Below are 19,887 nucleotides of genomic sequence, written 5' to 3' on the forward strand. Positions count from 1 at the left end.
AAAGAAGGCGTAAAGAAGCAGGGATGCCTGCGGTAGCAGCTGCTACGGATGTGGGTGGAGGGATCTCAGCGCAACAGCGGGCTGTCCAGCACCTCGGAGTGACCGCCGAGCACGCTTTCGCTCAACTGGATAAAACTCGCGGTATTGACCTTGTCCATGCGCATCAGCGCCTGGCTGACGTCATCCAGGGAGCGTTTATTGTGGGTCTGCAAGCGAATTTCGCGGTCCAGCGACTGCAACAGCGTCACAGCCCGCGCAACCATTGCCGGGCCTGCCTGCTGGCCGCGCAGCCGGGTGACGTTTTTGCCGGCGGCATTGAACTTGTGTTGCAGGGTCTGATAACGCTCGTCACTCATGCCACCTGCACGACGCATCAGTTCAATGGCGTAGTACTCGCTCAAGCCTTCGCCGATCCAGTCATGGCCCGGCTCGTCATTGATGCCGCTGAACACCTGCACCACTTCACGCAACAGGGTGCTGGTGCCGTTCTCACTGACCAGCGGCAGGCCGCTGTAGAGATAAATCGAGTTGCGCGCCGCTGCACCGCCCTTCCACATCGGGCTACCCGCGCCGACTATCAGCAGCTTGGGCGGGTTGCGCGGGAATACCGCCTGGACTTGCGGCCACACAAACGTCAGCAAGGTCAGCACATCCATGCGGCGCATGCCCTGACCTTTAGGCGCACTCACCGTGACTTCGGTTTCGCCCACAGTGGTGCGACGGCTGCCCAGGTTACCCGCCAGCATCCAGCCGGTGGGCCGGTCAAACAGACGCGAGACATCATCGATGCGAAAGCGGTTCTTGCCGATGCGCGGCCAGGCGGTTTCAACGCTTTTCCAGCCGTTGGGCAACTCGAACTCAAGACGCGACACCAGTTCGACGCCATCCTGCTGGTCGAGATTGGCAGGAGGGATCAACTGTTCGCCGCGAAACAAGGCCCACTCAGGAGTGATACGGGTATCAAAACTGCCGTTCTTGCGCGGCTGGTTCAACCGCACGCGGTAGCTCAGGCTGGCACTGCCCGGTGCGGGCCGCCACAACCCCCGGCTCTTGGCAGAAAGTTGCCACTGCCCGTCGGCCTTGAAGTCGGTGTAACTGCCCTGCTCGCCGAGGTCGAAATCCAGGCTGCGCACCGCTGAACCTTCAGCAAGGGTCAACCGCACCTCGGCCTGGTCGCTTTGCGGCAACAGGCGCACGTGGTAGTTGAGATCGACTTTTTGCCCGGCCCACAGCGGGCCGCAGATCAGCAACAGCAGCAGACTCAGGCCCAGGGGCCATTTGTAATGCAGCGCCATACACACTCCTTTGCTGCGCTGCGGCACTTAACCGGCGCGGAAAATCAGATGATCTTCCCAGTCGTCTTCAGGCACGCTGCCTTCAGCAAGCATGCGCCCCGACTGCGAAATGCGTTCATGGTGTACAGCGTCCGGGTCACCGCAGACCAGGTGGTGCCAGAGCGGCAAGTCCTTGCGCTCGCTGACCAGACGATAGCCGCAGGTCGGCGGCAGCCATTTGAATTCCTCGGCCTTGCCCGGCGACAGCTGAATGCAGTCCGGAACCGAATCACGACGGTTAGGGTAGTCGGTGCACTGGCAGGTTTTCATATCAAGCAATTTGCAGGCAATGCGCGTGTAGTAGACGCTGTTGTCGTCTTCATCTTCGAGCTTTTGCAAGCAGCACAACCCGCAGCCGTCGCACAGCGACTCCCATTCCTCTTGATCAAGTTGATCGAGGGTTTTGCGGATCCAGAACGGTTCAACGATTGCGGCCATGGCTCAAACATCAACATCAGGGAGTGGAAAAGGCCGCCAGTCTAGTGCCCAAGGCCCTTGGGGCCAAGGGCTTGTCGTCAGACTTGTCACCTTGACGACATCACAGTAGTTTTAGGCCCTGAATTAATACGTAACATTTACCTCAGGAAACCGCCATGCCTGCTAACAGCCGTAAAGCCGATCACACGATTGACGAGCAATTTACCCTGCGCTGGTCGCCCCGCGCCTTTGCCGACGCGACCATCGCCAAAGCGACCCTGATGAGCTTTTTCGAAGCGGCACGCTGGGCGCCATCGGCCTACAACGCGCAACCCTGGCGTTTTTTGTTTGCCCTGCGCGGCACCCCGGACTTTGACCGCTACCTGAGCCTGCTGGTGGAGTTCAACCAGGGCTGGGCCAAGCATGCGGCCGCTCTGGTGGTGATTGTGTCCAAGACCACCTTTGGAGCACCGGGTACCACCGAAGAAAAGCCTGCGCCAACCCACGCCTTCGACACCGGCGCGGCCTGGGGCCATCTGGCGCTGCAAGCGCACTTGAGCGGCTGGCACACCCACGGCATGAGCGGCCTGGATTTCGAGCGGGCGCGCACAGAGCTGAAAATTCCTGAGGGTTACGCAGTGCAGGCGATGGTTGCCATCGGCAAGATCGGCGACAAGTCGACGCTGGTGGATTACCTGCAGGCCAAGGAAGTGCCAAGCCAGCGCGAGCCACTGAGCAAGCTGGTGGCTGAAGGCGATTTCAGCCTGTAATGCACCTCTTGGTGCAAACCTGGTAGTCGCTGCCGCAGGCTGCGAGCTTTTCAACATCAAAAGCTCGCAGCCTGCGGCAGCGACTACCGGTTTAGTACCCGCGTTCGAAATCCACTTCGCCACGCAGTGCTTCACCCGCCTGAAACGCCCGCAAGTTATCGACAAACAGCTGCACCATCATCGGTGGCGAGGTCGGTGCCGAGCTGTGGCCTGTCAGCAGCAAGCCCCAGGCAGTCCAGAACGGATGCTTGGCCGGCAATGGCTCCTGGCGGCAAACATCAATCACCGCGCCCGCCAGATGCCCCACTCGCAAGGCTTCGACCAAATCGGCATCCACCACCGCTACGCCGCGTCCGGCATTGATGAACACGGCATTGGGATTGAACTGCGCAAACAGCGACGCATCGTAGACGTCATGGGTGTCTGCGGTATTGGGCAGCAGATTGATCACGTAATCCATCTGCCCGACCATGCGCGGCAAGTCGCTCAACACACCGACTTCCTTGAACGGCGCCAGTTCACGGGCGGTGCTGGCAATGGCATACAACTCAACACCAAAGGGCAACAGAAACTGAGCAACGGTCTGGCCAATGTCGCCGGCCCCGACGATCAAGACCTTGCGCCCGACCAGGCTCTGGCCCATGCGGTTGTCCCACTTGCGCTCGACCTGGCTGACCAGGCGGGCCATGACTTCGCGCTCGTGACCGAGCATGTAAGTCAACACGTATTCAGCCATCACCTGACCAAAAATACCCACCGCGCGAGTCAGACGGTATGAACGGGGCAAACCTTCAGCCAGTAACGGCGTGATCCCCGCCCAGGTCGACTGCAGCCAGTCCGGCGTGTGGCCCTGGCGCAACAGGGTCGCCAACAGGTCCGGCTGCCCCAGCCACACCTGGCACTCGCCAGCCATGCGCGACAGTTGCTCGGAGTCGCCGCTGGACTGAACCTCCAGATCCGGCGCGATGCGTTGCAGAAGTTGGGTGTAGAGCGGGTAGTCTTTCTCGGCGATCAGGATGCGCATGTTTCTAACCTTTCTAAACCACTGCCAGCACCCGTCGCCGAGGTTTGCCTCGGAGCGTTCGGCCACCGCCAATCAAAATGAGTTCGTTTAAGACAGGTGCCCGGAACCGGACACCTGGCGCTGCACTTACATCGGATCGTTGCGACGCAGCAGCTCTTCGGGCAAGTGCTCGATATATTCGTCTTCGGCCGGAGGCATTTGCAAGTGGTAGCCCTGGGTCTCCAGGTTTTCCAGCACCTTGTGAATGTCCTCGCGCGACAAGGTACGCTCGGGGCTCAGTACCAGGTCAAAGGCATGGAATGGCTTGCCGAAGGCAGCCAGCAAGGGTTCTGGCACGCGCTCCAGGGCATCGGCCTTGAGTACATAAAGATACATTTCGTTGCGTTTGGTGCTGCGATAAATAGAGCAAATACGTTTCAAGACTGTTCTCCAGCGGTGGCCAGGCAATCGAGCAAGGCCTGGCCCATCAGCTCACGGCGCCAGCCGCGCAGTGATTCCGGCAATTGGTAAGGGCCATTGGGAAAGCCGCTTTTCAGCAGGGCTTCCAGGGTTTTCTTGCGCAGCATCAGTTCCGGCGCAATGTTCAAACGCTCGGCCTGGGCCTGGCCGATGGCACGCAGACGCTTGATCTGCAGCGCCGCCTCGACCGGTAACGGCTCGGGCACGGCGGGCGGCCATTGCTCTGGCGGTAGACTGCCAGCACGCTTGATCAGATCAAGCAAAAACTCGCCATCCTGACGCACGGTACGCGGGTGCATGTCTTCGATCCGCGCCAGCGCGACCAGATTGTCGGGCTGCGTCTTGGCCAGAGGCCATAACGCGTGCTCACGTATCACACGGTTGCGCGGCAGATCCCGGGCACGGGCTTCGTGCTCGCGCCAGGCGCAAATTTCACGCAACACAGCCAACTGATCCCGTGACAGTTTCCAGGCCAGCTTGGCTTCGCGGTACACCTCGTAAGGGTCTACTTCGCGGCGCAGGTTGGCGACAAGCTCGGCACCATCTTCCAGCACCCAGCTGTATTTTTCGTCAGACAGGCGTGGAAACAGCAACTTGTAGACTTCAGCCAGATGCACGGCATCTTCTGCGGCATAGCTGATCTGGGTTTCAGACAGCGGACGCTGCAGCCAGTCGGAGCGGGTTTCACCCTTGGGCAGGTCGATATCCAGCACTTCCTTGACCAGGCGTGAATAACCCATGGAGAAGCCAAGGTTCAGGTAGGCTGCTGCCAATTGGGTGTCGAACAAAGGCACCGGCAAGCTGGAGGTCAGACGCAGCAACACCTCAAGATCTTCGCTGCACGCGTGCAGGACTTTGACGACCGACGTGTTTTCCAGCAAGTCAGCCAATGGCTGCCAGTTGTCGATGGTCAACGGGTCAATCAGGTAAGCCCGCGTGCCGTCGCCAATCTGGATCAGGCCGGCAATCGGGTAAAAGGTATCGACCCGCATAAATTCGGTGTCGAGGGCTACGAACGGCAATTGTTGCCATTCGGCGCAATGTTGGCCGAGGCTATCGTTGTCGCGAATCCAGTGAATATCGATGGCCACACGGCTCTCCCTTGAAGAATGGCGCGCAGTATATATCGCCCTCAAGTATTTCCGGACATCGACTCGTCATGTTGTGTGCGAAAAAACCTACAAAAGTTAAGTCAAAAACCTGCATCTACTTACCGTTATTACCGGTAGGTTGCCTGACTTCACGCCCATACGATTTGTTACAACACATTATGTGACAAGCCGACAGGACCGGATCGTGACGACACGAGTAGATTTGCGCCCTATAAAAACCGAGGAAACTCCAATGAAAATATCCTGCAAACTGTCAGCAATGACTCTCTCGATGGTAGGTCTTTGTGCCTTTGCCAATGCTGCACTGGCTCAAAACCCTGAACCCGCGCTGGATGCCGCTGTGCAAGACGGCGCCCAAAAGGTGATGCAAGAGTACGCAGTACCCGGTCTGGTTATCGCCGTGAGCGTTAACGGCAAACAACACTTTTACAACTTCGGTGTAGCGTCAAAAGCCACCAAAGAACCCATGACTCCGGACACTCTCTTTGAAGTCGGCTCCATCAGCAAAGTGTTTACCGCCACCCTGGCCACCTATGCCCAAGCCGAAGGCCAGCTATCACTTAACGACACCGTTGCCAAATACGAGCCTGAACTCGAAGGCACGCCCTTTGGCAAAATTACGCTGACCCATCTGGCCACTCACACTGCTGGCGGATTCCCGTTGCAGCTGCCTGACAGCGTGCAGAACCAAAGCCAGTTGATGAGCTATCTCAAAGACTGGAAGCCGGTTTACCCGACCGGCACGCAGCGCAGCTATGCCAACCCCAGCATTGGCATGCTCGGCCAGATTGCGGCCAAAAGCATGAATATGCCGTTTACCCAGGCAATGGAGCAGCAACTGTTCCCGGCACTGGGCCTGAAAAGCACCTACCTGACGGTGCCCGCGGACAAAATGGGGGTGTATGCCCAGGGCTACAACAAACAGGATGAACCCGTCAGGCTCAACCCTGGCGTACTGGGCAACGAAGCCTACGGCGTGAAAACCACGGCCCGCGACCTGATTCACTTTACCGAGCTGAGCCTGGGCCAGGGCGATGCCAGCCCCATCATTCGCCAGGCATTGGCTGACACCCGCGTTGGTTACTATCGCGTTGGCCCCTTGATTCAGGATTTGATCTGGGAGCAGTACCCTTACCCTGTCGAACTCAAATCACTGCTGGTGGGCAACTCGGACAAAATGGCCTATGAGAACAACGACGCCATCGCCCTCAACCCGCCCCTGGCGCCACAGCAGGCGGTGTGGATCAACAAGACCGGGTCAACCAACGGTTTTGGCGGGTACGCGGTGGTGGTGCCGTCCGAGCAAAAATCGATTGTCATCCTGGCCAACAAGAACTACCCGAACAGCGCACGTGTCGAGTTCGCGTACGAGATCTTGAAAGCGTTGAACTAAGTATCTTTGCGCAAGATATAGATGCTGCCCATGCCAAAACCGGGCAGCACTTCATACTGCTTGAGGATGCTGAAACCCGCCTGCTTGAACTGAGTTTCAATTTCGCCCCTGCTGACCACGATACGTTGCGGGTCATTGACCGGCTCTGCCCCACGGCCAAGAGGCACTGACAGGATCAGACTGTCGCGACTGACCCGGTGCAGCTCACGCAAAATGGCCAGTCGATGGTCACTGTCGCGCACGTGGTGGAACAGCTGCATGCAAAAAATGCAATCCACCGCGTTCTCGGAAATATCGATGGAGAACACCGAGCTCTGAAACAGCTTGATGCGCGCCAGCAAGCTGGCTGGATGGTGGGTCTGGGCGTGATTGAGCATGTCTTGCGACGAATCCGAGGCCAGGATCACCCGATTGCCGTGCTCGGCCAATACAGGCCAGAAACGCCCGGCACCGCAGGCCAGGTCCAGGACCAGCCCGGGTTCCCCCGCCACTTTCAGCGCACGGCGAACCAGACGCTTCTCGCGCCACAACGCCAACCTGCGAACAAACCCCTGGGGCTGAGCCTGCAGGCAAACCTTCGCATGCTCGCGGTCATAACGCTCGGCGAACTCATGCTCAATATGGGTAGAAGGTGGCTGCGATGACATGGCCCGCGAACTCTTGTGTTTGATGATGTTCGACACGGAGGTTAGCGGGACACCAGTGAAAAAATTGTCACAGAAGCATGAAAACCACAGGGATGAAGCAGTTTCGTTGTAGCCGCTGTCGACCCTGTGTTCACGCCTGCTGCAAATACCAACGCCAGTCCTGCTCGCCCACCTCACCCATGAACTGTCGGTACTCCGATTTCTTCACGGCCAGGTACACCTTCAAGAAGGCTGGCCCGAATGCCTCTTTCGCCCACTGCGAGCCATCCAGCGCCCGCAAGGTGGTCAGCCAGTCGTTCGGCAGCATTTCGGTGGCCTGGGCATACCCGTTGCCTTCAATCGGCGCGCCCGGATCGAGCTGCTCACGAATGCCACGATGAATACCGGCCAGAATGGCGGCTGCGGCCAGGTAGGGATTGGCGTCGGCGCCACAAATACGGTGTTCTATATGCCGCGAGTACGCCGGACCGCCCGGAACCCGCAAGCTCACCGTGCGATTGTCCACGCCCCAGGTCGCGGCCAGCGGCGCATAGCTGTTGCTCTGAAAACGGCGATACGAGTTGGCATTGGGGCAAAACATCAACAACGAATCGAGCAAGGTACTGAGCATCCCCCCAACCGCCTGCCTGAGTAAGGGCGTACCGTCCGGCGCCTCACTGGCAAACAGGTTGTTGCCCTCCTTGTCGGCCAGGCTCACATGCATGTGCATGCCGGTTCCGGCCAGGTCATCGAATGGCTTGGCCATGAAGCAGGCAACCATCCCGTGCTTGTGCGCCACGCCCTTGACCAGGCGCTTGTAGCGCACGGCCTCGTCCATCGCTTGCAGCGCGTCGCTGCGGTGCTCCAGGGTGATTTCCACTTGCCCCGGTGCGTACTCGGAAATCGCCGTGCGGGCCGGGATCCCTTGCAGCTTGCAGGCGCTGTAAAGGTCGGCCAGAAACGGCTCGATTTGCTCCAGCTCACGCAGCCCGTACACCTGGGTAGCGCGCGGACGCTGACCATCGGCATCGCGTGCCGGTTGCGGGCGGCCATTGCTGTCACGCTGCTGATCGAGCAGATAAAACTCCAGCTCTGCCGCCATCACCGGGTAGTAACCGTCCGCCTTGAGGCCGTCGATCACCTTGGCCAGCAAGTGCCTGGGGTCGGCCACGGTGGCGGGCATTCCCTGCTGCGGGTGCATGCTGACTTGCACTGCCGCTGTAGGAATCAAGCGCCACGGCATGCGCTGCAAACTGCCGCTGACCGGGTAAGCGCGGCAATCGATATCACCCACATCCCATACCAGCCCGGTGTTTTCCACATCATCGCCATTGATGCTCAACCCCAGAATTGTGCTGGGCAGCGGCCGTCCGCTCTCGTACACCGCCCGCAATTCGTCGCGGTGCAACAACTTGCCCCGGGGCACGCCGTTGTTATCAATGATGAACAGCTCGAACATCTCGATGTCCGGGTGCTGTTCCAGAAAATCCAGGGCTTCTTGTAGCGGGGCAAACGCGGTTGAGGCACTCATGGCAATACTCGTAGATTCGTATCAGGCAGGCGCCCCCCTTGAGGGTACGCGACAGTCAGGATTTAACGGCTAACGAGCATCCGGCGGGCGGGCATGGCGGCAGTGAAACAGGGCCCAGAAAGCCAGTTCTGAGGGCAGGCATGGCACACGCCGCACGGCAGGAGCGCGCGACTGCCGTTGGCACTGAATACTGCTCAGACCACGCCTCATACCTGCAACCGTTGCCAAAAAGGGAACCCAGCCTCACACGGCTGGCCCGTTTGTTTAAATGCAGGGTTTTATACCTTTGGTTACACCAGCGCTAAACATTCCCATCCCGCAGGCCGGTGAACGTTTCAAAGACCGGCAAGGTCGCATGCAGTGTCTATCCTGCTTGATCCACCTTACTGCTTCGAGGAGCCAGCCCCATGACCAGAACGGTTGCCGATTTCATCACCGAAACCCTGCAGCAAGCCGGCGTAAAACGCGTGTTCGGCGTGGTGGGCGATTCCCTCAACGGTTTTACCGATGCCCTGCGCCGCCAGGAGCAGATCGAGTGGATCCATATGCGTAATGAGGAGTCCGCTGCTTTTGCCGCCGGGGCCGAGGCCCATTTGACTGGTGAGCTTGCGGTATGCGCCGGCAGTTGCGGGCCGGGCAACTTGCACTTGATCAATGGCCTGTTCGACGCCCATCGCAGTGGCGTACCGGTACTGGCGCTGGCCGCCCATATTCCCGGCAGTGAGATCGGTATCGATTACTTCCAGGCCACCCACCCCGAAAGCCTGTTCAAGGAATGCAGCCACTACGTCGAACTGGTGTCCCATCCCGAGCAGTTGCCGCAGATTCTGCAGCGGGCCATGCGCGTGGCCATCGCCAAACGCGGGGTCGCGGTCGTCGTGATTCCCGGCGATGTAGCGCTGCAGGCCACCGAGGCCAAAGTCCCGCAATGGATAAAGCCTGCCCAACCGATGATTTGCCCTGCTCCGGCCGATATCGACCGGCTGGCGTCGTTTCTCAATGATGGCAAGAAGGTCACGCTGCTGTGCGGCGCAGGCTGCGCCGGTGCCCATAGCGAAATCCTGGCGCTGGCCGAGCGCTTGAACGCGCCCATCGTGCATGCCCTGCGCGGCAAGGAACATGTCGAATACGACAACCCCTATGACGTTGGCATGACCGGACTGATCGGCTTCGCCTCGGGTTACAAGGCGATGATGAACTGCGACACCTTGTTGATGCTCGGCACCAATTTTCCGTATCGCCAGTTTTACCCGCAGCACAGCTACATCGCGCAAATCGACTTGCGCCCCGAAGCCCTGGGCAACCGTTGCCCGCTGCAATTGGGCCTGCTGGGTGATGTGAAGCTGACGCTACAGGCGGTGCTGCCCAAAGTGATGCAAAACCCCGATCACGAACACCTCGATGCCGCCCGCGCCGACTACAAAAAAGCCCGCGAAGACCTCGATGCGCTGGCTGAAAGCAGCCCCAACAGTTCGATCATCCACCCGCAGTACCTCAATCGCCTGGTCAGTGAACTGGCGGCAGAGGATGCGATTTTCACCTGCGATGTCGGCACACCTACCGCATGGGCTGCCCGTTATTTGAAGATGAATGGCAAACGGCGCCTGATCGGCTCCTTCAACCACGGCTCGATGGCCAATGCCATGCTGCAAGCCATCGGGGCGCAAGCGACGTTCCCTGATCGCCAGGTCATTTCAATGTCTGGGGATGGCGGATTCACCATGATGATGGGCGACTTTCTGACCCTCAATCAGGTGGGTTTGCCGGTCAAGGTCATCGTACTCAACAACGGCACCCTGGGCTTTGTGGAAATGGAAATGAAAGCCGCGGGCTTCCCGGATGTGGGCTGCGACCTGAAAAACCCGAACTTTGCGGCAATGGCCCAGGCCATGGGCGTGAAAGGGATACGGGTTGAGCACCCGGCACAGCTGGAAGCCGCACTACGCGAAGCTTTCAGCCATGATGGCCCGGTGCTGGTGGACGTAGTCAGCGCCCGCCAGGAACTGGTCATGCCGCCGACCAAAACCTTCGAGCAGGCCAAGGGTTTCAGCCTGTTTATGCTCAAGACAGTGATGGACGGCCGCGCACGGGAGCTGATCGATCTGGCCAAAGTCAATTTGTGGCGTTGAGCAACTCTGTGGGTGCTCTGTTGCCGGTCAAACGCGTTCCTCTAGTGGCTGCGCGCAAAACAGGTATTTCGAGTACATATCCAGCATTTGTGTCCAACTAAACTATGGGTTTCGCCCCCAGGGCGAGGTGGGTGGTACTCGCGATCCGTAGCAGCTGACGACGAAACCTGTAGTCGCTGAGGAGCGAAGCGAGGCTGCGAGGGGTTGCGCAGCGACCCTGCTTGAAGGGCCTTCGGCCCTTATCGCAGCCTGCGGCAGCGACTACACGCGGTGTTCAGGCCTTGGAAATCAGCCATTTCGTACGACGTTTCGCTTTCATTCTCATGAAACATCCGAGAAGATTCCGCTCGCTTGCGCCTGTTCAAATCGGGGAATAGTCTCGGCCAATCGCTGCAAAACAGCGGTCGGGTTTAGTCGCCCGACGTGTACATTCGGCGCAAGGCGCCACCTCCGCGAGGCGCTTTTTTACGGCCTGCGTTTTATGGTGGCCGTGCGCAGGGCGCCTTCGAGCGCGCCGGTTTTTCCGAATGTACCGGTCGACTAACCTGCGCACGGCTGCCTCCCATTTGCTTAGTCGCGAGTGCTGGCAGCTCCTTGAGTACAATCGGAGTTACGCCATGAAAAAAATCACCCCCGATCCCCCTGCTTTACCCCTCGATGCTGCTGACAGTCACGACCCGTTGCTGGACCGTGCCGCCGTCGAACGTGCGCTCAATTACTACCTGCAAAACCATAAGCCTTATCGCCCTATAGGCACGGCCATGCTGGCCATCCCGCACAGTGTCAATTCAGAAGCGGCTTTAGCCCAGGCGTCAGACTTGTTGCGCTGTGCGGGTGCTTGCGCGAATGAGGCGGGGAATGGCTTGAGCGGGCCTGCGCGCGATTTGGTGTTGTCGGTCATGCACCTAGTGGAGCTGGCCAAGGGGTATGTCGACACGTCGCTGGACACACTGGCAACGCACTGAAGCAGCACGCGCCTGATTGGCGACAGGCGCGTCATTGCTCAATGACGGAAAGGTTTCTGTAGCAGCTGACGAGTAGAACGAGGCTGCGTCCGGCGTGATGCGGTACCCCGACGTAGCCGTCGTAAAATCAGCTTTCACGGTTCATCAGACATACCGCGTGTACTGGCTTTACGACCGCTTCGCGATCGGACGTAGCCTCGTTCTACTCGTCAACTGCTACGACGCGTAGTGGACGACGAAACCTGTAGTCGCTGAGGAGCGAAGCGAGGCTGCGAGGGATTGCTCCAGCCCACTGGCTTTGACCAGCCCCTCGACGGCCTGGACAAACGCTGATGGCCCGGTGCTAGTGAATGTAGTCAGCGCCCGCCAGGAACTGGTCATGCCGCCAACCAAAACCTTCGAGCAGGCCAAGGAGCGAGGTTGCGATCGTGGGTCGCTCTCGATTAATATACGTTTCATATACATTTCATATTGAGCATTCAGATGGGCATCGTAAAGATCTCGGACGCCACCCATGAAAACTTGCGGGTCGCCAGCAACGCACTCAACCGTTCGATCAATGCACAGGCAGAGCACTGGATGCGTATCGGCATGTTGACCGAATTGCATCCCGACCTGGACCACAACCAGATCTGCCGCTTGCTGATACAGGCCGAACTGCAAGGCGGTCTCGATTTGAAGCACGTGTGCGAACTGGCTGATGCCACTGCGGGAGCAAATCAATGAGAAACAACGTCGTTATCAATAGCCCGGCACAGATTGCCCAGTCCAAGGTGGCGGGCAAACTGGCCGCCGAGGTGCTGGCCATGATCGGCGAGCACGTGAAGGCGGGCGTTACCACCGACCAGCTCGACCAGATCTGCCACGACTACATCGTCAATGTGCAGAAGGCCATTCCGGGCAACGTGGGCTACCACGGCTTTCCGAAAACCGTGTGCGCGTCGGTCAATGAAGTGGTGTGCCACGGCATCCCGTCGAACCGGGTGCTGCAGGACGGCGACATCGTCAATATCGACATTGCGGTGGTCAAGGATGGCTGGTTCGGCGACACCAGCCGCATGTACTTCGTCGGCGAACCCAGTGCCGCCGCACGGCATCTGGTCAAGACCACCTACGACGCCATGTGCGCCGGTATCCGCATGGTGCGCCCCGGAGCAACCCTGGGCGATATCGGCCATGCCATCCAGACCCTCGCCGAGAAAGAAGGCTTCAGCGTCGTGCGCGAGTACTGCGGCCACGGCATCGGCAAGGTCTATCACGACGAGCCGCAAGTGCTGCACTACGGCTATCCGGGCCAGGGCATGAAGCTCAAGACCGGCATGATTTTCACCATCGAGCCCATGCTCAATGCCGGCAAACGCCATGTCAAAACCCTGCCCGATCACTGGACCGTGGTCACCAAGGATGGCGCGCTATCGGCTCAGTGGGAGCACATGGTCGCCGTGACCGACGATGGCTTTGAAGTATTGAGCCCGTGGCCGGACACGATGGCCGACTACCCCGCCATCGTTTGACGGGCACTGCATAGGGACGGCGATATGGCGGTTGAAAATTACGAGCAATTGGCAATCTTCTCGGTCGTCGCCCAAGAGCGCAGTTTTACGCGCGCCGCGGCCCGGCTCGGCATATCGCAACCAGCACTCAGCCGGGCCATGCGCCAGCTGGAGGAGCGGCTGGGCGTCAGGTTGCTGGCGCGGACAACCCGCAGTGTTGCCCCCACGCAAGCGGGGGAGCACCTGTTGCAGGTGATTGCGCCACGCTTCGACGAGATCAACAACGAACTGGCGCTGCTCAGCAAGTTCCGCGACAAACCTGCGGGCACATTGCGCATCACGGCAGGGGAGCATGCCTCGATCGCGGTCCTGCAACCGGTGCTGGCTCAGCTGTTGCCTGACAACCCCGACTTGAACATTGAAATCATCGTTGACTACGGCCTGACCGATATTGTCGCCGAGGGCTTCGACGCTGGCGTGCGCCTGGGCGAACAGGTGGCCAAGGACATGATTGCCATGCGCATCGGCCCCGATATGCGCATGGCCGTGGTCGGTTCCCCCGCGTACTTCAGTCGCTACCCCAAGCCGGTGACCCCGGCCGACCTGGTGTCACACAACTGCATAACGCTGCGCATGCCTACCCACGGCGGCCTGTTTATGTGGGAGTTCGAGAAAAACGGCCAGGCGCTCAAGGTGCGGATAGAAGGCCAACTGGTGTTCAACAACATTGCCATGCGCCTGGAGTCGGTCCTGCAGGGGCTGGGCCTGGCCTATATGCCGGAAGATGTGGTGCGGCCCCATGTCGAGCAGGGCCGTTTGATCCGCGTGCTGGAGGACTGGTGCGAACCCTACTCTGGCTACCACCTCTATTACCCGAGCCGTCGTCAGTCTTCCCCGGCCTTCACCCTGTTGCGCGAAGCCCTGCGCTACCCCGACTGACGCGCTGCCAGTTGCGCGTCCAGCGCCTCGACGGCGCGCCGGGCGGCCTCTCCATCACCGCTTTGGGCCAATACCTGGCTCACCTCGCGCAGTTGCGCCTCGCTCAGACCCACCCGCAGGCTCGCGCCCATGTGTGAGCGCAGTTGCGGCTCAACCCCGGGCGTGGCAGCCAGTGCTCCGACGGTCGCCAGCTCGCGGCTTTGCCAGTCCAGATTGTCGCGTTCAAAAATGTCGCCGAACAAATGCGCCTGCAGGTACTGGTTAATCACCGGAGCAAAGTCAAACAACGGACCCTGTACCGGTGCACCTGAAATACGGGTCTGGTTGGCCTTGCCCGCCGCCAGTAACTCGTCGCCGGTGGGGATCACACGCTCCGGCTCACGCCCCGGCGCATCTTCAATGCCACGTTGCTGACGGGCCTGCAGCACCTTCATCAACTCACCGAGGGCGTTGAGGCTGCGCGGAAAACCGGTGTAGGCATATAACTGCACCAGGATCTCCCTCACCTCGCTGACCGTCAGACCCGCATCGAGCCCCTGATTCAGGGCACGATCAAGCGCTGGCATATTACTGCTGGCCATCGCGGCGGCGATCAGGGGAATCGCGCGCTGGCGGGGCGACAGGCCCTGCTCGACCACCCCGCCGGCAGCGGGCGAATCCCCGGCCGGTTGGGCTGCTTGAGCCCAGGCGGTGACCAGGCCCAGGCTGAAGGTAAACGCCACGGCCAGCATCGCAGATGCCTGGAATTTAACGGGCCCGATATTGTTCATCCGTGACTTTCTCCATCCAGGTCACGCTTTTGCCGTCCACCGTGCCGGTGACGGCCAGGTGGGTCATGGCACCGTCTGGCGCTGCGCCATGCCAGTGTTTGATGCCCGGCGGGCAGACCACTACGTCGCCCGGGTAAATCTGCTGCACCGGTTTGCCCCACTCCTGCGTCAGGCCTGCCCCGGAAACCACCACCAGCCGCTGCCCGGCTGGATGGGTGTGCCAGGCCGAGCGTGCTCCAGGCTCGAACGTGACATAGGCACCCGATGCATTGATTTCATCGCTGGCAGCAAACAAGGGATCGACGCGCACCACTCCTGAAAAATAATCCGCTGGCCCCGGCGACGGTACCTGAGTGTCGCCACGGGTGATCTGCTGCGTACGGGCCCTGTCACTACCGCCAGCGGCGGCGTCAGTCAGGGGCACCGCTGCACACAGCGCAAGCGTCCATAGTGTCCTGTTCATGCCTGCCTCCCGACTCAGAGTGTCCTGGCGTAAAAATCGGCCAGCTGGTTGATGGCTGCGTCGACATATTCAGGCACCCAGTAGGTCTGGATATGGGTCGCGCCCTCGATCTTGAACAACGTCTTGTCCTGGGTCCCCGTAGCCTTGGCGAACGCCTGCTCGGTCATGTACAGCGTGTCAGCCTTGCTGCCGGCAATCATCAGCAGCGGCGTGTTAAGCAGTTCGAGCTGGTTGGTGGCATCGAAGCTCATCAGGTCCAGCAGGCTGCTCAGGGTGTATTTGAAGGTCGAGTTGGGGTGGGCATGGGTCTTGCCGTAATACTCGAAGCCTTCGCGATACAGGTCGAAAGGCAGCTTGGCGATTTGTTCGTCGGTGAGTTTGACATCACCGGTGTACACCACCTCCCCGCCTGCCGCTTCCTGGGCACGGGCTGCGGATGCCTGTTGCAGACGCTCCTGGATAGTGTCCAGTTGCGAATCCATGAAGCCATTACGGCGAACCAGCCCGGAGTTGAACATGCTCACGGTGGCAATCGACTGGAAGCGTTTGTCGCTTTGCCCCGCCTTCAAGGCATAGCCACCGCCGCCGCAGATGCCCAGCAGGCCAAGACGCTGAGGATCAACACCTGGGTAACGGGCGATGAAGTCAGCCATGCCGTGGATGTCTTCAACGCGGTTGGCAGGTTTATCCACATTGCGCGGCTGACCGCCACTGGCCCCCTGATAGGCGGCATCCGCGGTGATGGTGATGTAGCCCTTTTCAGCCAGGCGCTGGGCATACAGGCCCGCCACCTGCTCCTTGACTCCGCCGTTGGGGTGAGCAACAACAATGGCCGGGTATTTTTTGTTGGCATCGTAGTTCGCCGGAGTGTAAACGTTGGCGGCAATATCCAGGCCGTTGAGCGTGTAGGTAACCGGATGAATGTTGACCTTGCCTGGTTCGTTGCGGGTGATTGCGCCAGCGTAGGTCAAGGTAAACGGGTTGGCTTTGTAGTCGCCCGCCTCGGCGGCGGACATACCGACCATTGCGGCCATTAGCGTGGCTTTAAGCACCGTAAACGTCATAAAAATCTCCCCATCAAAGTGAAACTTCTGTAGGAAACGGCCGCCATAGACGTGCGCGCATTCAATATAGAAGTAACTTAGCGGCTGGGAGTTAATTGATAAACGGCGCTTACCGGATAGCACTTATATCAAGCACGCATAAATACCCCACCCTGGCCTGATCTGCACAATGGCGCTACAACCCTCCTTGCACCTGATCCAGCCGCTCGCGCAAGAACTCGATCAATGCCTGCACCGGCTGCGAGCGCTGGCGGTGCTGCGGATAGACCGCCGATAACGCCAGCGGCGCGCAGCGGTAATCGTCCAGCACCCGGACCAATTGCCCGCTCTCCAGCGCCGAGCCGACGATAAAGGTCGGCAGGTAGGTAATCCCCAGCCCGGCGATGGCCGCATCCTTGAGCAACTCACCATTATTGACCCGCATGCGCCCGCTGACGTTGAGGGTCAGGGGCTTGCCCTGCCCTTCGAAACGCCACTGCACCTGACGGCCATGACCGTAGGGCAGGCAATCATGCTCGTGCAGCTCCTGGGGTTTGAGCGGTGTGCCCCGCTCGGCCAGGTAGGCTGGGCTGGCACAGTACACGCGATCGATGCTGGCGATACGGCGGGCAATCAGGGTCGAGTCTTCCAACACGCCGATGCGCAAGGCCAGGTCATAGCCTTCGCTGAGCAAGTCCACTGGCCGGTCGCTGAGGTCCACCTCTACGGTCACGCCGCTGTAGCGCTGCAAAAACAACGGCAGCAGGCAGCCCAGATGGGCCATCGCAAAGGACAGCGGCGCACTGACCCGCAGGGTGCCGCGCGGCTCGCTGGTCTGGCCGGCGATGCCCTGCTCCATGTGCTCGACGTCGTTGAGCAAGCGCATGGCCGACTCGTAATAGGTCTGCCCCAGGGGCGTGACGTCCAGTCGCCGGGTAGAGCGGTTGAGCAGGCGCACGCCCAGTCGCGCCTCCAGCTGCATCAATCGTCGGCTCACGAATTGCTTGGACAGGCCCAGTTGGTCGGCCGCCGCCGTGAAGCTGCCGGAGTCCATGACCTGGCAAAAAATACGCATGTCTTCAAAGGGGTTCATTGTCACTACCTGGTGGACAGTTAAACCCTTTATAGCGGCTTTTTCCCTTTTCAACACCCGTCTATTCTCTGTGCACGGCCCCCCTCTCTCGCCTGCTTTCTGAAACTGGAGTTTGCCCATGTCCTTTCTCCTCGATCACCCGCTGTCCTGGGGTGCCGTGCTGTTGGTGATCGACACCGCACTCTGGCATCTGGCGCCGTTCAAGCAACGAGTCACCCGGGTGGGGGTGCGTCTGGCGCTGTTTGCGATGTTCAGCGCGTTGATCATCAACGCTGGCGTCAGCCCGTTGCAGGCCCCGCTGTTTACCGATGACCGGGTGGAGCAATTGGGGGCGACGGCGCTGGGAATTGTGTGGTGGCTGTACGCGGCTCGGGTGCTGACCGAAGTGATCGGCCTGGCGCTGATGCGCCGCATCGGTCACAGCGGCCGCCTGCTGCAGGATGTGATTGGCGCCCTGGTGTTTCTGGCGGCCATCGTCGCCGCAGCCGGGTACGTGCTGGAGTTGCCGGTCAAAGGTTTGCTGGCGACGTCCGGGGTGGTCGCCATTGTGGTCGGCCTGGCCTTGCAGAGCACCCTCAGTGACGTGTTTTCCGGCATCGTGCTCAACACCACCAAGCCGTATCAGGTGGATGACTGGGTGGTGATCGACGGTGTCGAAGGCAAGGTGCTGGATATCGACTGGCGCGCCACCCACCTGCTGACCAGCGCGGGCAGTACGGCGGTCGTGCCCAACTCGGTGGCGGCCAAGGCCAAGATCGTCAACCTGAGCCGGCCCACGAATCTGCATGGCGTGTCGATCAGCATTCAGGTGCCCAACCATGTTCGCCCCCGCCGGGTGCTCGATGCACTGGAGCGCACGCTGCAGGGCAGCAGCAGCCTGCTGCTCAATCCTGCGCCCAAAGCGGTGCTCAAGGAGGCTGGCGAGATCATGTCCGAATACGTGGCCAGCGGGTTCATTGCCGACTTGGCCAGGAAAAGTGAAGTGCGCAACCAATTGTTTGACCTGGCCCACCGACACCTGGAAGCGGCGGGTATTTCACGCCAGCCTGACGCGATAATCGAACCCGCGGGCCGGGCGCGGGCCTTGCTCGACGAGGTGAAAGTCTTCCGTTCCCTGAGTGAGCAAGAGCGGGACCAGATCGCCCTCTCCATGGTTGCCCAGCAGTACGCGGCCGGTCAGGTGGTGCTGGCGCTGGACGAGGTGCCGGACAGCCTGATGGTCATCGCCACCGGAGTGGTCAGCGTGACCGTGCCCGACGCAGCGGGGCCTGTTGAGGCCGGACGCATGGGGCCGGGAGAGATCATGGGCGAGGAAAGCATTCTCACGGATTCGCCGTCCCAGGCGACCTTTACCACCTTGACCTCAAGCATCATTTATCGGCTCGACAAGTCTGTGACCCGCGAATGCATGGCGCAGCGCACAGAGGTAGGACGGGCGTTGAACAGGTTGCAGGCCGTGCGCCAGCAAAGTAGCCGCATAGCGCTGATGGCCGCGCCGGCACCGGCCATCAAAGGCGGTTTTTTGAGTTGGTTGCACAGGCGCTGAGAAGGGAGGGTGATATCTGTAGCCGCTGCCGCAGGCTGCGACGGGTTGCGAAGCGACCCTCGTTCCAAAACCAAACGAAGGTCCTGCGGCCCTTATCGCAGCCTACGGCAGCGACTACAACAGCAACGGAACTGCCTTACTTGGCGGTCAATACCGAATAGCTGTTCATCAGGTTGCGGTAGTTGGGAATGCGCGGCGACAGCAGGTTCGCCAGGCCTTCCATGTCATTGCGCCAATCCCCTTGCAGCTCGCACGCCACCGAGAACCAGTTCATCAACTGTGCACCCGCTGCCGTCATTCGCGCCCAGGCGGCCTGTTGCACGGTTTCGTTGAAGGTGCCCGACGCATCCGTCACCACAAACACGTCATAACCTTCAGCCAGCGCCGACAGGGTCGGGAAAGTCACGCATACATCCGTCACCACACCCGCAATGATCAGTTGCTTGCGACCGGTCGCCTTGACCGCCTTGACGAAGTCTTCGTTGTCCCAGGCATTGATCTGGCCAGGACGCGGGATGTACGGGGCGTCCGGAAACTGTTCCTTAAGCTCCGGCACCATCGGGCCGTTGGGGCCGTTTTCAAAACTGGTGGTCAGAATGGTCGGCAGTTTGAAAAACTTGGCCACATCGCCCAACGCCAGCACGTTGTTCTTGAATTCGTTTGGCGAGAAATCCTGGACCAGCGAAATCAGACCGGTCTGGTGGTCAACCAGCAACACCACAGCATCATCTTTGTTCAGGCGCTTGTACGGAACAGTGCTCATGTGAAACTCCTCGATAG

20 protein-coding genes are annotated in these 19,887 nt (G+C 60.0%); 8 read left to right on the forward strand and 12 right to left on the reverse strand.

Annotation, left to right across the window (positions count from 1 at the left end; genetic code table 11):
- Positions 1 to 65: 65 nt before the first annotated feature.
- Both AACY07_RS07825 and AACY07_RS07830 read right to left on the reverse strand, forming a co-directional pair.
- Positions 66 to 1,295 carry a hypothetical protein gene (locus AACY07_RS07825; RefSeq protein ID WP_339474253.1) on the reverse strand — a complete coding sequence of 410 codons (1,230 nt, stop codon included), beginning with the start codon at positions 1,293 to 1,295 and terminating at the stop codon, positions 66 to 68.
- A gap of 27 nt (positions 1,296 to 1,322) precedes the next feature.
- The gene (locus AACY07_RS07830) at positions 1,323 to 1,772 is read right to left on the reverse strand and encodes a YcgN family cysteine cluster protein (protein WP_133079340.1); all 450 of its coding nucleotides are present in this window, start codon (positions 1,770 to 1,772) and stop codon (positions 1,323 to 1,325) included.
- Positions 1,773 to 1,927: 155 nt separating this feature from the next.
- Here AACY07_RS07830 and AACY07_RS07835 point away from each other — a divergent pair, with 155 nt between their 5' ends.
- Positions 1,928 to 2,521, forward strand: coding sequence for a nitroreductase family protein (locus tag AACY07_RS07835; RefSeq protein ID WP_339474255.1), 594 nt, complete (start codon positions 1,928 to 1,930; stop codon positions 2,519 to 2,521).
- A 91-nt stretch (positions 2,522 to 2,612) separates the two neighbouring features.
- Here the strand turns inward: AACY07_RS07835 and AACY07_RS07840 are convergent, their stop codons facing one another.
- From AACY07_RS07840 to rnd, 3 genes are all read right to left on the reverse strand, one after another.
- Positions 2,613 to 3,545, reverse strand: coding sequence for a D-2-hydroxyacid dehydrogenase (locus AACY07_RS07840; protein ID WP_339474256.1), 933 nt, complete (start codon positions 3,543 to 3,545; stop codon positions 2,613 to 2,615).
- Between the two features lie 126 nt (positions 3,546 to 3,671).
- Positions 3,672 to 3,965, reverse strand: coding sequence for a YcgL domain-containing protein (locus AACY07_RS07845; protein ID WP_133079337.1), 294 nt, complete (start codon positions 3,963 to 3,965; stop codon positions 3,672 to 3,674).
- Positions 3,962 to 5,095 carry a ribonuclease D gene (gene rnd, locus AACY07_RS07850; protein ID WP_219262456.1) on the reverse strand — a complete coding sequence of 378 codons (1,134 nt, stop codon included), beginning with the start codon at positions 5,093 to 5,095 and terminating at the stop codon, positions 3,962 to 3,964. The genes AACY07_RS07845 and rnd overlap by 4 nt, the downstream gene beginning before the upstream one ends.
- A gap of 253 nt (positions 5,096 to 5,348) precedes the next feature.
- On the opposite strand from rnd, the gene ampC reads away from it, so the two are divergent.
- Positions 5,349 to 6,509: a class C beta-lactamase gene (ampC, locus tag AACY07_RS07855; RefSeq protein ID WP_339474257.1), complete on the forward strand. Its 1,161-nt coding sequence runs from the start codon at positions 5,349 to 5,351 to the stop codon at positions 6,507 to 6,509.
- Here ampC and AACY07_RS07860 read toward each other — a convergent pair.
- On the reverse strand, positions 6,506 to 7,156 hold the full coding sequence (locus AACY07_RS07860) for a class I SAM-dependent methyltransferase (RefSeq protein WP_339474258.1): 651 nt from the start codon (positions 7,154 to 7,156) through the stop codon (positions 6,506 to 6,508). The genes ampC and AACY07_RS07860 overlap by 4 nt on opposite strands.
- A gap of 130 nt (positions 7,157 to 7,286) precedes the next feature.
- Positions 7,287 to 8,666, reverse strand: coding sequence for a glutamine synthetase family protein (locus AACY07_RS07865; RefSeq protein ID WP_339474259.1), 1,380 nt, complete (start codon positions 8,664 to 8,666; stop codon positions 7,287 to 7,289).
- Between the two features lie 407 nt (positions 8,667 to 9,073).
- Between AACY07_RS07865 and poxB the strand changes: the two genes are divergently transcribed.
- The 5 genes from poxB (at position 9,074) to AACY07_RS07890 (ending at position 14,192) form a co-directional block, all read left to right on the forward strand.
- The gene (gene poxB, locus AACY07_RS07870; RefSeq protein WP_339474261.1) at positions 9,074 to 10,795 is read left to right on the forward strand and encodes a ubiquinone-dependent pyruvate dehydrogenase; all 1,722 of its coding nucleotides are present in this window, start codon (positions 9,074 to 9,076) and stop codon (positions 10,793 to 10,795) included.
- A 617-nt stretch (positions 10,796 to 11,412) separates the two neighbouring features.
- Positions 11,413 to 11,760: a DUF6124 family protein gene (locus AACY07_RS07875; RefSeq protein WP_339474262.1), complete on the forward strand. Its 348-nt coding sequence runs from the start codon at positions 11,413 to 11,415 to the stop codon at positions 11,758 to 11,760.
- Between the two features lie 483 nt (positions 11,761 to 12,243).
- Positions 12,244 to 12,486: a ParD-like family protein gene (locus AACY07_RS07880; protein WP_133077793.1), complete on the forward strand. Its 243-nt coding sequence runs from the start codon at positions 12,244 to 12,246 to the stop codon at positions 12,484 to 12,486.
- Positions 12,483 to 13,274, forward strand: coding sequence for a type I methionyl aminopeptidase (gene map / locus AACY07_RS07885; RefSeq protein WP_339474264.1), 792 nt, complete (start codon positions 12,483 to 12,485; stop codon positions 13,272 to 13,274). Before AACY07_RS07880 ends, map begins: the two co-directional genes overlap by 4 nt.
- Positions 13,275 to 13,298: 24 nt before the next feature.
- Positions 13,299 to 14,192, forward strand: coding sequence for a LysR family transcriptional regulator (locus AACY07_RS07890; protein WP_339474265.1), 894 nt, complete (start codon positions 13,299 to 13,301; stop codon positions 14,190 to 14,192).
- Here the strand turns inward: AACY07_RS07890 and AACY07_RS07895 are convergent.
- From AACY07_RS07895 to AACY07_RS07910, 4 genes are all read right to left on the reverse strand, one after another.
- Positions 14,180 to 14,962, reverse strand: a complete 783-nt coding sequence (locus AACY07_RS07895; RefSeq protein ID WP_445261362.1) for a carboxymuconolactone decarboxylase family protein — start codon at positions 14,960 to 14,962, stop codon at positions 14,180 to 14,182. The genes AACY07_RS07890 and AACY07_RS07895 overlap by 13 nt on opposite strands.
- On the reverse strand, positions 14,940 to 15,425 hold the full coding sequence (locus tag AACY07_RS07900) for a (R)-mandelonitrile lyase (protein ID WP_339474267.1): 486 nt from the start codon (positions 15,423 to 15,425) through the stop codon (positions 14,940 to 14,942). Before AACY07_RS07900 ends, AACY07_RS07895 begins: the two co-directional genes overlap by 23 nt.
- Positions 15,426 to 15,439: 14 nt before the next feature.
- Positions 15,440 to 16,489: an alpha/beta hydrolase gene (locus AACY07_RS07905; RefSeq protein ID WP_133077797.1), complete on the reverse strand. Its 1,050-nt coding sequence runs from the start codon at positions 16,487 to 16,489 to the stop codon at positions 15,440 to 15,442.
- Positions 16,490 to 16,664: 175 nt separating this feature from the next.
- Positions 16,665 to 17,561 (reverse strand): LysR family transcriptional regulator, encoded by an 897-nt coding sequence (locus tag AACY07_RS07910; protein WP_326398280.1) that lies wholly within the window; start codon positions 17,559 to 17,561, stop codon positions 16,665 to 16,667.
- Positions 17,562 to 17,679: 118 nt separating this feature from the next.
- Between AACY07_RS07910 and AACY07_RS07915 the strand changes: the two genes are divergently transcribed.
- Positions 17,680 to 19,107, forward strand: a complete 1,428-nt coding sequence (locus AACY07_RS07915) for a mechanosensitive ion channel family protein (protein WP_339474269.1) — start codon at positions 17,680 to 17,682, stop codon at positions 19,105 to 19,107.
- Between the two features lie 136 nt (positions 19,108 to 19,243).
- On the opposite strand, the gene ycaC is transcribed toward AACY07_RS07915, so the two are convergent.
- Positions 19,244 to 19,870: an isochorismate family cysteine hydrolase YcaC gene (ycaC, locus tag AACY07_RS07920; protein ID WP_133077800.1), complete on the reverse strand. Its 627-nt coding sequence runs from the start codon at positions 19,868 to 19,870 to the stop codon at positions 19,244 to 19,246.
- Positions 19,871 to 19,887: the final 17 nt, after the last annotated feature.

Origin of the sequence: Pseudomonas sp. RL_5y_Pfl2_69 (assembly GCF_963970465.1) — a bacterium.
Lineage (GTDB): Bacteria > Pseudomonadota > Gammaproteobacteria > Pseudomonadales > Pseudomonadaceae > Aquipseudomonas.

What these genes read in the sequence shown, in the direction of transcription:
- AACY07_RS07895 (WP_445261362.1), bottom strand. Translation starts at nt 14,962, where the DNA reads ATGAACAATATCGGGCCCGTTAAATTCCAGGCATCTGCGATGCTGGCC.
- AACY07_RS07860 (WP_339474258.1), bottom strand. Translation starts at nt 7,156, where the DNA reads ATGTCATCGCAGCCACCTTCTACCCATATTGAGCATGAGTTCGCCGAG.
- AACY07_RS07865 (WP_339474259.1), bottom strand. Translation starts at nt 8,666, where the DNA reads ATGAGTGCCTCAACCGCGTTTGCCCCGCTACAAGAAGCCCTGGATTTT.
- AACY07_RS07900 (WP_339474267.1), bottom strand. Translation starts at nt 15,425, where the DNA reads ATGAACAGGACACTATGGACGCTTGCGCTGTGTGCAGCGGTGCCCCTG.
- AACY07_RS07880 (WP_133077793.1), top strand. Translation starts at nt 12,244, where the DNA reads ATGGGCATCGTAAAGATCTCGGACGCCACCCATGAAAACTTGCGGGTC.
- AACY07_RS07825 (WP_339474253.1), bottom strand. Translation starts at nt 1,295, where the DNA reads ATGGCGCTGCATTACAAATGGCCCCTGGGCCTGAGTCTGCTGCTGTTG.
- map (WP_339474264.1), top strand. Translation starts at nt 12,483, where the DNA reads ATGAGAAACAACGTCGTTATCAATAGCCCGGCACAGATTGCCCAGTCC.
- AACY07_RS07830 (WP_133079340.1), bottom strand. Translation starts at nt 1,772, where the DNA reads ATGGCCGCAATCGTTGAACCGTTCTGGATCCGCAAAACCCTCGATCAA.
- ycaC (WP_133077800.1), bottom strand. Translation starts at nt 19,870, where the DNA reads ATGAGCACTGTTCCGTACAAGCGCCTGAACAAAGATGATGCTGTGGTG.
- poxB (WP_339474261.1), top strand. Translation starts at nt 9,074, where the DNA reads ATGACCAGAACGGTTGCCGATTTCATCACCGAAACCCTGCAGCAAGCC.
- AACY07_RS07835 (WP_339474255.1), top strand. Translation starts at nt 1,928, where the DNA reads ATGCCTGCTAACAGCCGTAAAGCCGATCACACGATTGACGAGCAATTT.
- AACY07_RS07840 (WP_339474256.1), bottom strand. Translation starts at nt 3,545, where the DNA reads ATGCGCATCCTGATCGCCGAGAAAGACTACCCGCTCTACACCCAACTT.
- AACY07_RS07915 (WP_339474269.1), top strand. Translation starts at nt 17,680, where the DNA reads ATGTCCTTTCTCCTCGATCACCCGCTGTCCTGGGGTGCCGTGCTGTTG.
- ampC (WP_339474257.1), top strand. Translation starts at nt 5,349, where the DNA reads ATGAAAATATCCTGCAAACTGTCAGCAATGACTCTCTCGATGGTAGGT.
- AACY07_RS07910 (WP_326398280.1), bottom strand. Translation starts at nt 17,561, where the DNA reads ATGAACCCCTTTGAAGACATGCGTATTTTTTGCCAGGTCATGGACTCC.
- AACY07_RS07875 (WP_339474262.1), top strand. Translation starts at nt 11,413, where the DNA reads ATGAAAAAAATCACCCCCGATCCCCCTGCTTTACCCCTCGATGCTGCT.
- AACY07_RS07890 (WP_339474265.1), top strand. Translation starts at nt 13,299, where the DNA reads ATGGCGGTTGAAAATTACGAGCAATTGGCAATCTTCTCGGTCGTCGCC.
- AACY07_RS07905 (WP_133077797.1), bottom strand. Translation starts at nt 16,489, where the DNA reads ATGACGTTTACGGTGCTTAAAGCCACGCTAATGGCCGCAATGGTCGGT.